At 65.2% G+C, this 12561-nt stretch carries 9 protein-coding genes; 3 read left to right on the top strand and 6 right to left on the bottom strand.

Features of this window, described 5'->3' with window-relative positions:
- Positions 1-197: 197 nt before the first annotated feature.
- The 4 genes from hemH to G3446_RS17110 are packed head-to-tail and all read right to left on the bottom strand — an operon-like array spanning position 198 to position 4033.
- Positions 198-1298, bottom strand: a complete 1101-nt coding sequence (gene hemH / locus G3446_RS17125; RefSeq protein WP_164454053.1) for a ferrochelatase — start codon at positions 1296-1298, stop codon at positions 198-200.
- 13 nt (positions 1299-1311) lie between these two features.
- Entirely contained in the window at positions 1312-1863 is a 552-nt protein-coding gene (locus tag G3446_RS17120) for a hemerythrin domain-containing protein (RefSeq protein WP_164454052.1), read from the bottom strand.
- Positions 1864-1908: 45 nt separating this feature from the next.
- Entirely contained in the window at positions 1909-3615 is a 1707-nt protein-coding gene (locus G3446_RS17115) for a potassium channel family protein (RefSeq protein WP_164454051.1), read from the bottom strand.
- Between the two features lie 34 nt (positions 3616-3649).
- Positions 3650-4033 (bottom strand): DUF6394 family protein, encoded by a 384-nt coding sequence (locus tag G3446_RS17110; RefSeq protein ID WP_164454050.1) that lies wholly within the window; start codon positions 4031-4033, stop codon positions 3650-3652.
- A 182-nt stretch (positions 4034-4215) separates the two neighbouring features.
- Here G3446_RS17110 and G3446_RS17105 point away from each other — a divergent pair, with 182 nt between their 5' ends.
- A complete protein-coding gene (locus G3446_RS17105; RefSeq protein ID WP_164454049.1) occupies positions 4216-6885 on the top strand; it encodes a DUF2339 domain-containing protein in 2670 nt (889 codons plus the stop codon).
- Between the two features lie 165 nt (positions 6886-7050).
- On the opposite strand, the gene G3446_RS17100 is transcribed toward G3446_RS17105, so the two are convergent.
- Both G3446_RS17100 and thrC read right to left on the bottom strand, forming a co-directional pair.
- Complete coding sequence (locus tag G3446_RS17100; RefSeq protein WP_164454048.1) at positions 7051-8661, bottom strand: alpha-isopropylmalate synthase regulatory domain-containing protein; 1611 nt, start codon at positions 8659-8661, stop codon at positions 7051-7053.
- Positions 8658-10055 carry a threonine synthase gene (thrC, locus tag G3446_RS17095; protein WP_164454047.1) on the bottom strand — a complete coding sequence of 466 codons (1398 nt, stop codon included), beginning with the start codon at positions 10053-10055 and terminating at the stop codon, positions 8658-8660. The genes G3446_RS17100 and thrC overlap by 4 nt, the downstream gene beginning before the upstream one ends.
- 407 nt (positions 10056-10462) lie before the next feature.
- Between thrC and G3446_RS17090 the strand changes: the two genes are divergently transcribed.
- Positions 10463-10720, top strand: coding sequence for a DUF4212 domain-containing protein (locus G3446_RS17090; protein ID WP_164454046.1), 258 nt, complete (start codon positions 10463-10465; stop codon positions 10718-10720).
- A 13-nt stretch (positions 10721-10733) separates the two neighbouring features.
- Positions 10734-12539, top strand: a complete 1806-nt coding sequence (locus G3446_RS17085; RefSeq protein WP_164454045.1) for a sodium:solute symporter family protein — start codon at positions 10734-10736, stop codon at positions 12537-12539.
- Positions 12540-12561 lie beyond the last annotated feature (22 nt).

Below are 12561 nucleotides of genomic sequence, written 5' to 3'. Positions count from 1 at the left end.
TTGTGCAGCCGAGTCTCGTGCTGGAGGCCCTTTAGAATTCTCATCGTTTTGTCAAAGATTTTGTCGATAAGGGACTAAGGGTCTACGGATCAGCTGACAACCGAGACCCAGGCCCGGGGAACGAGCCGCTTGATGGCTTCGCGTTCTAGGCGCCTTTGCGGTTCGAATTCCCGGATCTCGGTCGGCGCACGGCCTAGCTAGACCGCTGCTCCCATCGCCCTCGCCCGCTCGGCGCGCGCCTGCAGCTCAGCATCGGTCGCGGCCGGCCCCGCGACCTCTGGCCAGCCCGCGCAATGCCTGACGATGAGGTCCGTCAGCAGGGCCATATGGTCGCGGTTGTCATTCAGGCAGGGGATGTAGCTGTAGGACTCGCCGCCGGCTTCGAGGAAGAGGTCGCGATTCTCGATGGAGATCTCTTCCAGGGTTTCGAGACAGTCGGCGGAAAAGCCCGGAGACAGGACCTGGACGGACTTGACGCCCTGCCGCCCCCATTCCTCGAGCGTGGCATCCGTATAGGGCTTGAGCCACTCGCTCTTGCCGAGGCGCGACTGAAAACTGAGAAACCAGCGCTCGGGCGGCAGCTCCAGCCGATCGGCGAGAAGCCGGGCGGTCTTCTGACAGTGGCAGTGGTAGGGGTCGCCCTTCTCGAAGTAGTCCTTCGGGATGCCGTGGAGGGAGAGCAGCAGACGCTCGGCCTGACCATGCTCGGCCCAATGGGCGCGAATGCTGGCCGCCAGGGCGTCGATGTAGCCGGGCTCGTCATGGTAGTGGTTGATGAAGCGCAGCTCGGGCAGCCAGCGCCAGCGCTGCAGCTCGCGGGTCACGGCGTCGAAGACCGAGGCGGTCGTGGAGGCGGAGTATTGCGGATAGAGCGGGAATACCAGGACACGGCGCGCATTGGCCGCCTTGAGCTCGGCGAGCGCCGCCGGGACGGACGGATTGCCATAGCGCATGGCGAGCGCCACCCTGACCGGCCCGCCGAAACGCTCGCTCAGCAAGGCCTGCAACGCCGTCTTCTGACGCTTGGAGATCTCGAGCAGGGGCGAGCCCTCGGGCGTCCAGATCGAGCGATAGGCCTCGGCGGAGCGTTTCGGCCGCGTCCGCAGGATGATGCCGTGCAGCAGCAGCATCCAGGGCAGACGGGCCATTTCGACAACGCGCCGATCCGAGAGGAACTCGGCCAGATAGCGCCGAACGTCCGGGACGCTGGGCGTATCCGGCGTCCCTAGGTTGACGAGCAGAATGCCGAGGGTCTCGGGCGTGTCGTGGCGGTAGTCGAGGGTGTTTACGAATGTCATCCAGCGGTCTCGATCAGGGGTTCGACTGTGCGTGCAGCTCTTTGTAGAGGGCCTTGAAGCGCTGCGGATCCGGGGTGCCGAAGACGGGGTCTTCCGACGCTGGAGCGGCATCCGCGATCTCCTTCCAGTCGGCATCCGTCAGCGTCTGCATGGCGATCGGGAAGGCCTCGGTATCTTCCAGGAGCAGGTGCGCCCGGTTGGTCGCCACCAGCTCCCGGCCGTTCGCCTCGACATCCTCGCGCAGCAGGACCTCCTCGTTGAGGATGCCCTCGATGGACTCGCGGAAGCGCTTGGTCACCTGGCTCAGACCGGCGTGCTGACGCATCAGCACCTCGAAGACCTCGCGGCGCTCGGAGGCCTTCTCCAGCATGCGCTGGAAGATGAGGTCTTCCGTAGGGTGGTGGACGATGTCGGCGTAGCTGTCCATGTACTCGAGCAGCTCGTTCATCAGCTCGTAGTCGGGCTCCACTCCCTCATGGAAACGGTCGAGGAGTCCATCCAGCATGTTGAGAACCTGGGTCAGACGCGCATGGTCCTCAGCGAGTCTGGTCATGATTTGACGCATGTGCCTCCTCCTCGGATAGGCGGGCAAGGATTGATCAGTATGCCATCATCGCGGTCGTTGCCAAGCCGCAATCCATCGCCAGACGGCACCCTCGCGCTGGCTCTCGCCAGTGGCCACGTAGCGCAGGGCGTGGATGTTCTGTAGGACCCAATCCATGCGCCAACGTGCCTCCTCCAGCCCGCAGAAGAGGAGGCGGTCGCCGGCCTCGACGCGCTCGTCGAGGGCGGGCAGCAGGATCCGCTCGCCGTTCTGGATCAGGAGCAAGGGAATCGCGCGCAGCTGTCGCTCCCGATTGCGCGGATCATGGAGCAAGGTATCGAGCGTCACGTGCAGCCCCCGATCCTGCGCGTCGTGCAGGGCGAAGGCGCGCTCCTGGTCGACGCTCACCTCCCAGACGTAGGGCATTCGCTCCTCGACCAGCGCAATGATGCGCGCGACCAGGCTGCTGGCCCAGACCTCGTCCTGGAAGCGCGCCAGATTGGAAAAGTCCGCCAGCAGAGGCGTCACCAGGCGAACTCGAATCCGCCGCGCGATGATGGTGCTGGGGTTCATGATGGCGTGAGCGCCGACCCGGTCGAACAGCTCCTTGTTCTGCAGGCGGTTCTCGCGGGCGATGACGAAGAGGTCGGGATTGAGCTCGAGCGCGGTCATGACGATGGAAAGATTGTCGGCGTCGTTGTCGGTGCCGGCGACCAGGCCGACGGCGCGCCGGATCTCGGCCTCCTCCAGGGTCACGGCCTCGGTGCCACGCCCGTGAACGACGCCCTCCGCGGGGATGCCCGTCTTGTGCGGTGCGGCCTCGATCACCGCCAGGTCGAGCCCCTGCTCCTTCAGATGCTTGTACATCGCCTTGCCGAAACGGCCATAGCCGCAGATTACCCAGCGCCCCTGATGCGGCGGATAGTGGGGCTCGCTGATGGTGTCGCCGGTGAATCCGGACAGCCAATCGACCAGCAAGGTCTGACAAGGCGCCTGGATGGCGACGGCGATGTATAGCGCGAAGGCGTCGAAGGGATCATAGATGTGATCTGTGCCGAACGAGGCCATATTGGCCTCGATCTCATGCGAATCGGCACGGCAAATCACCTTGCTCTCCGCGTTGAGCAGTTTGGCGGCGATGGCGATCTTGAGGTTCGCCTCGTTGACATTGGTCAGGGCCACCACGCCGCGACACAGGGGGTGCTTGAGCCCGGCCGACTCGAGCGCGTCCGGGCTGCGCGCATCGGCACAGAGCGCCGGGACGAACTCACGCTGATTGTCGAGCTGCAGCAGGCTGATGCGCTCGGGGTCGATGTCGATGACGACGGCATGCAGATGCCGATCGGTCAGCCCCTTGACCAAGGTGCTACCGGTCTGACCATAGCCGCAGATCAGATAGAAGGGATGGGCCATTCTGCGCACGCGCATGCGAAAGCGGCGCTCCGCGACGGCGCGCTGCAAGGTCGTGTCCTGGAGCAGGGCAATGAGATTGCCGATGGCGTAGATCCACACCGCGACCGTCACGAACACCGAGACCGAGACCCAGATGCGCTGGGCATCCGTGAAGGCGTTCGGCAGCTCGCCAAAGCCGATGGTCGTCGACATGTAGCTGACGAAGTAGAAGGCATGGAAGAGGCTCATGGTCGTCGGATTGCCGTCCGCGTCCTGAGCCGGGATGATCGCCATGCCCGCCATCGCGACCGCATAGGCGACGATCAGCGTCAGCAGCGGCGTGCGCATCCGCCGCAGTACGAGGAAGAAGATGGTGTCCATCGGGCGAAACGCCTCGGTCGAGGGCCGCGACCGACTAGCGGCGCAGCATGACGGTCTCGATCACCAGCAGGGTGACGGACACCACATTGGCGATCATGGCACCGCCCGAGAGCGACACGATGCTGGCCATGATCGAGGCGGTGAGTCCCGCATCCGTGGCATAGACGGCGAAGGTCCACACCAAGCTGGCGGCGATCAGCTGGAGCATGGCTACCAGACTGGTTGCCAGCAGGACGGCCCCCATCTGGGTGCGATCGCCGAACTTGAGCACGGTCGCGATCATATTGACGACCACCACGGCGAACAGCTCCCAGGCGTGATGATGGGAGGGATTGTCGAGCTCGCCGACGAAGAAGCCGAAATTCAGGGTCAGGGCGAGGACGATGAAGAAGCCGAAGACGACTTTCTCTGGATTCATGGCTGCGGACTCCTGCGAAGCAACGGAGACGGACGCGCGCCCAAGCCGGATCCGTTCCATCGCGCGTCGCGGCAGGCGAGCAAAGGTCGAGGTCAAGGGGCGAAGCGATCGCGGACCGCCATCCTGCTTCCGCGCCAATGCCCGTATGCTAGCATCAGACCGTGCCCAAATCGGACAGGCCCTTGCTGATCACCCTCCTCGCAGCGCTGCTCGGACTCGCCCTCGGCCTTTGGCAGCAAAGCCCCCTCCTTTACGCCCTGCTGGGCCTGATCCTTGGCAGAACCATCGCGCTCGAGCTCCGGCTGCGGTCGCTGCGGCTCAGGTTGGATGCGCTGCAGCCGCCCGCCGCCCCGCTGCGCGAAGCGCCCGCGCCACAGCCCAGCCGAAGCAGGGGCGAGCCCGAAGCCGGCACGTCGCCCATCCAGCCGGCGGAGCAGCCGCTCTCGCTGGATTGGACGGCCGAGAAGGCCGACACGCCGCCCGCCCGCCCCCAGGCCGAAGCACCCCTGGCGCCCTTCCCCGGAGCGCGCGCCCTGGATTTGGTCCGTGACTGGCTGAGCACGGGCAACCTCTTCGTCAGGGTCGGCATCCTGCTGGTCTTCTTCGGCGTCGCCTTTCTCGTCAAGTACGCCGTAGATCAGGACTGGCTGACCTTGACGCTGCAACTGCGCCTGATGGCCGTCGCCGCGATCGCCCTGGGACTCCTCGGGCTCGGCTGGGTCCTGCGAAGGAGGCGGCGCGACTATGGCCTGCTGCTGCAAGGCGCGGCCATCGGCATTCTCTATCTCGACACCTATGGCGCCTTTCAGCTCGCGCACTTGCTGGGGCCAACCTCGGCCTTCGCGCTCCTCGCCCTGATCGGCCTCACGGCCGCGACCCTGGCGGTCGCGCAAAACGCACCTGCCTTGGCCTGGTTCGGCTTTGCGGGGGGCTTCCTGGCCCCAGTCGTCACCGGGGCCGGCAATCGCGACCAAGTCAGCCTCTTCAGCTACTACGCCTTGCTCAATACCGCCATCTTCGCAGTCGCTTGGATGCGCAGCTGGCGTGCGCTGAACCTGCTCGGATTCGGCTTCACCTTCGGTGTCGCCATCCTCTGGGGCGTGCTGCGCTATGCGCCCAGCCGCTTTGCGAGCACAGAGCCCTTTCTGGTGCTCTTCTTCCTCTTCTATGTCGCCATCGCCGTGCTCTATGCCAGCAGGCAGCCACCGCGCTTGCGCGGTTATGTCGACGCGACACTCGTCTTCGGCACCCCCATTGCCGCCTTCGCCTGCCAAATCGAGCTGGTCCGGCATTTCGAGCACGGCATCGCCATCTCGGCCGTCGCGCTCGGGGGCTTCTACCTGGCGCTGAGCGGCGGCCTGGTCCTGCTCAAGCCGCCAGGTCTCAAGCTGCTCGCCCAGGCGTTCGGCGTCTTGGGCATCATCTTCCTGTCCGTCGCCGTGCCCTTTGCGCTCGCGACCGATACCACGGCAGGCGTCTGGGCGCTGGAGGGCGCCGGCTTGGTCTGGATCGGCAGCCGCCAGGGCCGGCCGCTGACGCGCGCCCTTGGCCTGTTGCTGCAAGCCGGGGCTGCCATCGCCTTGATCGCGGGCTTGCCCTATCCGACCGAGCGCCCCTTTATGAACGCCGCCTATAGCGGGGCCGTCGCGCTGGCGGCCGCCGGCATCGCCAGCGCCTATTGGCTGGACCGAGCGGACGCAAGCCGCAGGGGCTGGGAGCGCGGCGGGGCCGCTTGGCTGCTCCTCTGGGGATTGGCCTGGTGGCTCGGCGGTGGAATCATCGAGCTGCTGCGCTTGGACGCGGGCGCGGCCCTGGCATCCAAGCTGCTCTGGTATGGCGTCTTGACCGCCCTCTTGAGCGAGGCGATCGCCAGCATCGCCACTTGGTCCAAACTGCATCGCGCACAGGCCGCGCTGCCACTCCTGGGGGTAGCCGCCCTGGCCGTGAGTCTCGAGCGGGCTGCGCACCCTTCCAGCGCGGGCGGCCTGACGGCCTGGCCGGGCTTCTTTCTCGCCGCCTATGTTGTATTGCTGCGGGTCGAGCGACGCGACGCCAGGCCCTATCTAGCCTGGAGCCATGTCGCGCTCGCCCTCCTGGTGGTCGCCACCCTGGAGTGGGAGGTGCTTTGGCGCCTGATGGACCACTCCTCGCTGGCCGAAGGCTGGCGCACGGCCGCGGTGGCCTGGGTGCCGCTCGTCACCCTGCTGATCCTAACCGAGCTGCGAACCTGGCCCATCGGGCGCTGGACCTTTGGCTACGCGCTGGGTGCGGGGAGCGTCCTGGCGTTCGTCCTGCTCCTCTGGACATTATGGTCAGTGCAGTCCCCTGGGGACTCGGCCCCCGTCCCTTGGCTGCCGGCGCTCAACCCTTTGGACATCAGCTTTGCGCTCGTTCTGATCGCACTCTGGCGATGGCGCAAGCGCCTCGAGCGCGAAGCCCTGGTCCAGCCCACGCCAGGCGAGGCGGATCTGTTTCGGGCCGCCTTCGGCGCACTCGCGTTCCTTTGGGTCAATCTGGTCCTGCTGCGCGCCCTCGACCACCTGTGGCTGATTCCCTACGAATGGGACGCGCTCTTCCGCTCGGACCTGGCGCAGACTGCCGTCGCCGTGCTTTGGGGGCTGGTGGGCGTCGGACTCCTGCTGCTCGCGCGGCTGCGACGCTCACGTCCGGCCTGGATCGCTGGCGCAACCGTCCTGGCCGCCGCCGTGGTCAAGCTGTTCGCGGTCGATCTCGCGGCGAGCGGCACCATCGAGCGGATCGTCTCCTTCCTCGCGGTCGGCGGGCTGCTGGTTGGGATCGGCTGGTGGTCGCCGCTGCCGCCGCGCGGCGGTGCGCAGCAAGGCGAGCGCTGACTCCACGGATGGATGCTGATCAGCCGCGAGCGAGACCACGACCTCGACAAGACAGCGCCTCTAGGCTGGCCGCTGGCGACTGACTGCTCGCTCTAGACTGAAAGCCGACGGGCGCGCTCGTCCAACTCGGCGACCGGCACGGCCTCGACACCAAGCCCCGGACAGTCAGCTCGCGGCCGCGCGCATCAGCTCGGGCGCCGACTCGGCTTCCAGTGTCGAGACACCTGCGGCCTGCTTCGGCTCGGCCAGCGCGCGATGCATGAGGATATTCAGCATCCGCACCGTAGCCCCCACGGCGGCGAACACCTGGTTGGCATGGACACCACGGGTCCGCAGCTCACCCTGACTGGTCTGCCAGGTGATGCTGCACTCGGTCAGGGCGTCGGTGCGGCCGCCCTTGGGGATGCGCACCTCGAAGTCAGTGAGCTGCGGCAGGGTCAGCCCTTGCTTCTTGACGACCTTGGCCAGGGCGCTGGTGAAGGCGTCATAGCCGCCGTTGCCGCTGCCGGCGGCGGTATGCTCCTGCGCGCCGATCCGGATCTTGATGCTCGCGGTCGAGTCCAGCCCCAGACTCGACGAGATGTTGCAGGCGAGGAGCTCGACGTGGTTGTAGTCCTTGCTCTCCAGCACCTCCGCGATGATGAAGGGCAGATCCTCGGTCGTGATGGTCTTTTTGGAGTCGCCGAGCTCGACGATCCGCTGCAAGACCTTGCGCTGGCTCTCCTCGGAGAGATCGATGTCCAGACGCTCGAGATTCTTGGCGAGCGAGGCCTTGCCGGCGAGCTTGCCGAGCGCATACTTGCGCCGCCTGGCGAAGCGCTCGGGCGACAGCCGGCTATGGTAGAGGCTGCCCTTCTTGTCGCCGTCGGCATGGATGCCGGCGGTCTGGGTAAAGACGTCCGCGCCGACGATGGGGGCGTTGTCGGCGATGCGCTTGCCGGAGAAATACTCGACCAGCTCGCTGGCCCGAGCCAGGTGGCTCTCGTCGATACCGATCTCGAAGCCGAGCTGATCGCGCAGGTTCACCGCCACCTCGGCCAGCGAGGCGTTGCCCGCGCGCTCGCCCAGGCAGTTGACGGTGCAGTGCACCGCGGCGGCCCCGGCTTGGGCCGCCGCCATGACGTTCGCGGTCGCCAGCCCGTAGTCGTTGTGCGGGTGAAAATCGAACTGCAGCCCAGGGAAGCGCTGGACCATGTCCGAGACCGCCGCGAAGACACGCTCAGGTGTCATCACACCCAGCGTATCCGGGAGCATGTAATGACCGATTCCGGTATCGGCGAGCCGCTCGATGAAGCCGAAGACATAGCCTGGGTTGTCGCGATAGCCGTTGGACCAGTCCTCCAGATAGAGGTTGACGGCCAGGCCGCGTCTCCTGGCATAGACGATGGTCTCGCGGACGTCGGCAACGTGCTGGTCCAGGGTCTTGCAGAGCTGCCCTCGGCAGTGCTTCTCGCTCCCCTTGGCCAGCAGGTTGATCACGCGCCCGCCAGCGTCGGCGATCCAGTCGACGCTACGGCCGCCGTCGACGAAACCGAGGATCTCGACCCGGTCCGCAAGATCGCGCTCCGCCGCCCAGGCGACGATCTGCGAGACCGCGCTCGCCTCCCCCGAAGACACCCGCGCCGAGGCCACCTCGATCCGGTCGACGCGCACCTGCTCGAGCAGCGTCTTGCCCAGATTGACCTTCTCGCCCGGCGAGAAAGACACGCCTTGCGTCTGCTCACCGTCGCGCAGGGTCGTGTCCATGATGCGGACATAGCGGGCTGCCTCGCTCATGCGTCCGTCCCCGTGGCAAGAGTCGCCTCGAGATGCCCCTTCACCGCATCGGCCGTGGCATCGAGCTCGGTGCAGCGCGGCTCCTTGTCCATCAAGCCTTGCAGCGAGGGCGGCTGAGGGGCCTCCTGGCCGATCGCCTCGCGGACCGCCTCGGCGAACTTGGCGGGGTGAGCCGTCGCGAGGCAGAGGGTGTCCGATCTGCCACGAGCGGCGTGGACACCGACGGCGGTATGCGGACAGAGGATGTAGCCGGTCGCCTCGAAGGTCTCTCGGATCTGCGCCAGCGTCTGCTCGTCCGTTGCGGCGACGGCGTCGAAATCCGCGCGGGCCTGGGCATGACGGGCGGCGTCCACCTCGAGCTGTCCGGTCCGCTGCATCTGCTCCAGCAGCGCGCGCACCGTCGCGCTATCCCCGTCATACAAGTAATAGAGATAGCGCTCGAAGTTCGAGGCGATCTGAATGTCCATGGCCGGACTCAGGGTGTGATAGACCTGGTCGCTGACCGCGTAGCTGCCAGAATCGATGAAGCGCGTCAGGATGTCGTTGCGGTTGGTGGCGATGACCAGGCGGTCGACCGGCAGCCCCATGCGCTTGGCCAGATAGCCAGCGAAGACATCCCCGAAGTTGCCCGTGGGCACCGAGAAGCTGATGCGCCGCCCCGGATCCCCCTGAGCCATGCGCCCCCAGGCATAGAAGTAGTAGACGGTCTGCGCCAGGATCCGGGCCCAGTTGATGGAATTGACCGCGCCGAGGCGGTAGGCGGACTTGAACGGAAGATCGTTGAAGAGCGCCTTGACGATGCCCTGGGCGTCATCGAAGGTCCCGCGGACCGCGATGTTGTGGACATTCGCATCCAGCACCGTGGTCATCTGACGCTCTTGGATCGGCGAGACGCGTCCCTTCGGATGCAGGATGAAGATCTGGATGCGCTCCTTGCCGCGCACGCCATAGATGGCGGCGGAGCCCGTGTCTCCGGAGGTCGCCCCGACGATGTTGAGCTGCCCGCCATCCCGCTCGAGCAAATACTCGAAGAGATTCCCTAAAAACTGCAGCGCGACGTCCTTGAAGGCGGCGGTCGGGCCATGGAAGAGCTCGAGGATTCGGAGCCCGTCCTGCTCCACGACCGGAGTGACCTCGGGGTGCGCGAAGGTCGCGTAGGAGCGCTCGATGAGGGTGCGGAGATGCTCGCGAGAAATCTCGTCGCCGACGAAAAGTGTCAACACTTCCAGTGCGAGGCCCCGAAAATCGAGCGTCGACCACTGCGTCAGTGTGGCCGCATCGACCTGGGGGATGTGCTCGGGGACGAGCAGGCCTCCGTCGGTCGCCAGGCCCATCATGACCGCCTGCGCGAAGCCGACGGGCTCGATACCACCACGGGTACTGAGGTAATTCATTGTATTCACAAATTTAATTCTAGCTCGACTAAAGGGGTCCGCAGCATGGCCCAGAGGCGCGCGGCCGTTGATCAGACTAAAAAAACGCCCGGGGATTGGCAACCGCCCAATCACTCGCAACTGCCGTCAGTTTCTTACTTTTTTGTGCACGATACCGGGTCGTTCCGCCGTCTCTTCCGACGACAGGAGGCACCACGAGCGTTGACATCGCGGCAAGGGCGACCAGACAATGCCGACAATCCGCGAATCCGGCAGATTGAAGCGGATGAAACATAACGAAGACTGAGGGGGCCTTCTGCCACTGTTTGGATCTACCAGTCCGCGTCCGCGGGCTGCGGGTCATTGCGCCCCGTCACCCCGAAGCAACTCTGCAACCACCGCAAACTTTGAACGGAGTGACATCCTAAATGACACCTGAAAACCGTGCGGGATATTGGAGGGCCAACCTCGGCCTTCTGAGCATCCTGCTGATTGTCTGGTTCATCGTCTCCTACGGGTTCGGCATCTTGCTCGTCGAGCCACTGAACGCGATCAAGCTCGGCGGCTATCCGCTCGGCTTCTGGTTCGCCCAGCAGGGCTCGATCTATGTCTTCCTGGTCCTGATCTTTGTTTATGCCACCAGCATGAACAAGCTGGACAAGAAATTCGAAGTCGAAGAAGACTGAGGAGCGCGCATCCATGACTGCACTTGATATGTGGACCTACGGCGTTGTCGGCGCGACCTTCGCGCTGTACATCGGCATCGCCATCTGGGCCCGAGCCGGAACGACCGGCGAATTCTACGTCGCCGGCGGCGGCGTTCACCCGGTCGCCAACGGCATGGCAACCGCGGCCGACTGGATGTCGGCGGCTTCCTTCATCTCCATGGCCGGGCTCATCGCCTTCAACGGCTACGGCGCATCCGTCTTCCTAATGGGCTGGACCGGCGGCTACGTGCTGCTCGCGCTGCTGCTTGCGCCCTATCTGCGCAAGTTCGGCAAGTTCACGGTTCCCGAGTTCATCGGAGACCGCTACTACTCGCAGGCGGCGCGCATCGTCGCGGTCATCTGCCTGATCCTGGCCTCCATCACCTACGTCATCGGCCAGATGAAGGGTATCGGCGTCGCCTTCTCCCGCTTCCTCGAGGTCCCCTATGACATGGGCCTCTATATCGGCATGGGCATCGTCGCCATCTACGCAGTCGCCGGCGGCATGAAGGGCATCACCTACACCCAGATCGCCCAGTACGTGGTTCTGATCTTCGCCTACACGGTCCCGGCGATCTTCATCTCGCTGAACCTCACCGGCAACCCGGTACCCCAGCTTGGGCTGGGCAGCGGCTACGTGGAAGACGGGGTCGCCAGCGGCCTGACACTGCTCGACAAGCTCGACTTGGTCGTGACCGAGCTCGGCTTCAAGGAGTACACGACGCAGGTGATGGGAAGCTCCTTGAACATGTTCGTCTACACCCTCTCGCTCATGATCGGCACCGCCGGTCTGCCGCACGTCATCATCCGCTTCTTCACCGTGCCGAAGGTGCGCGATGCCCGCTACTCGGCCGGTTGGGCGCTGGTCTTCATTGCCTTGCTGTACACCACGGCCCCTGCCGTCGGCGCCATGGCGCGCCTCAACCTGATGGACACGATTCAGATCGGCCCCGTCGGCGCCGAGGACGGCAACCTCCTCTATGACGAGCGTCCGGATTGGTTCAAGAAGTGGGAAGAGACCGGCCTGCTGCAGTACGAGGACAAGAACGGCGACGGGCGCATCCAGTACTACAATGACGCCAACCCCGAATTCGCTCCCAAGGCGGAATCCTTCGGCTGGAAAGGCAACGAGATGGTCAAGGTCGACCGCGACATCATGGTACTCGCCAACCCGGAGATCGCGAGTCTACCGGCTTGGGTCATCGCCTTGGTGGTCGCGGGTGGTCTAGCCGCCGCGCTCTCCACGGCCGCAGGTCTGCTGTTGGCGATCTCATCCTCAATCTCGCATGACCTCCTCAAGGGCGTGATCGCGAAAAACATCTCTGAGAAGGCGGAGCTCACCGCCGGCCGACTCTCGATGATCGTCGCTATCCTGGTCGCGGGCTACCTGGGATTGAATCCGCCAGGCTTCGCGGCGGGAACCGTGGCCATCGCCTTCGGTCTCGCGGCCTCGTCCATCTTTCCCGTGCTCATGATGGGCATCTTCGCGAAACGGATGAACAAGGCGGGAGCCATCGCGGGCATGATCGCGGGTATCACCGTCACCCTGCTCTATGTGTTCCAGCACAAAGGCATCTTCTTCGTGCCTGGGACCGCCTTCCTGATGCCCGAGATGGGCATGGGCGAGGACTGGTTCTTCGGCATCTCGCCGAACGCCTTCGGAGCCGTGGGTGCTTTGGTCAACTTTACCGTGGCCTACCTGGTCTCCGCGGTGACGGCACCGCCTCCGGAGCACATCCAGCACCTCGTCGAGGACGTCCGCGTCCCAGGTGGCGCTGGAGCGCCTACGGGTCACTGACCCAACTCAGCACGGACGCTGA

Source organism: Thiorhodococcus minor (genome assembly GCF_010820565.1).
Classification (GTDB): domain Bacteria; phylum Pseudomonadota; class Gammaproteobacteria; order Chromatiales; family Chromatiaceae; genus Thiorhodococcus; species Thiorhodococcus minor.
This window is presented reverse-complemented; position numbering and strand designations above follow the sequence as displayed.

What these genes read in the sequence shown, in the direction of transcription:
- hemH (WP_164454053.1), bottom strand. Translation starts at nt 1,298, where the DNA reads ATGACATTCGTAAACACCCTCGACTACCGCCACGACACGCCCGAGACC.
- G3446_RS17120 (WP_164454052.1), bottom strand. Translation starts at nt 1,863, where the DNA reads ATGCGTCAAATCATGACCAGACTCGCTGAGGACCATGCGCGTCTGACC.
- G3446_RS17115 (WP_164454051.1), bottom strand. Translation starts at nt 3,615, where the DNA reads ATGGACACCATCTTCTTCCTCGTACTGCGGCGGATGCGCACGCCGCTG.
- G3446_RS17110 (WP_164454050.1), bottom strand. Translation starts at nt 4,033, where the DNA reads ATGAATCCAGAGAAAGTCGTCTTCGGCTTCTTCATCGTCCTCGCCCTG.
- G3446_RS17100 (WP_164454048.1), bottom strand. Translation starts at nt 8,661, where the DNA reads ATGAGCGAGGCAGCCCGCTATGTCCGCATCATGGACACGACCCTGCGC.
- thrC (WP_164454047.1), bottom strand. Translation starts at nt 10,055, where the DNA reads ATGAATTACCTCAGTACCCGTGGTGGTATCGAGCCCGTCGGCTTCGCG.
- G3446_RS17090 (WP_164454046.1), top strand. Translation starts at nt 10,463, where the DNA reads ATGACACCTGAAAACCGTGCGGGATATTGGAGGGCCAACCTCGGCCTT.
- G3446_RS17085 (WP_164454045.1), top strand. Translation starts at nt 10,734, where the DNA reads ATGACTGCACTTGATATGTGGACCTACGGCGTTGTCGGCGCGACCTTC.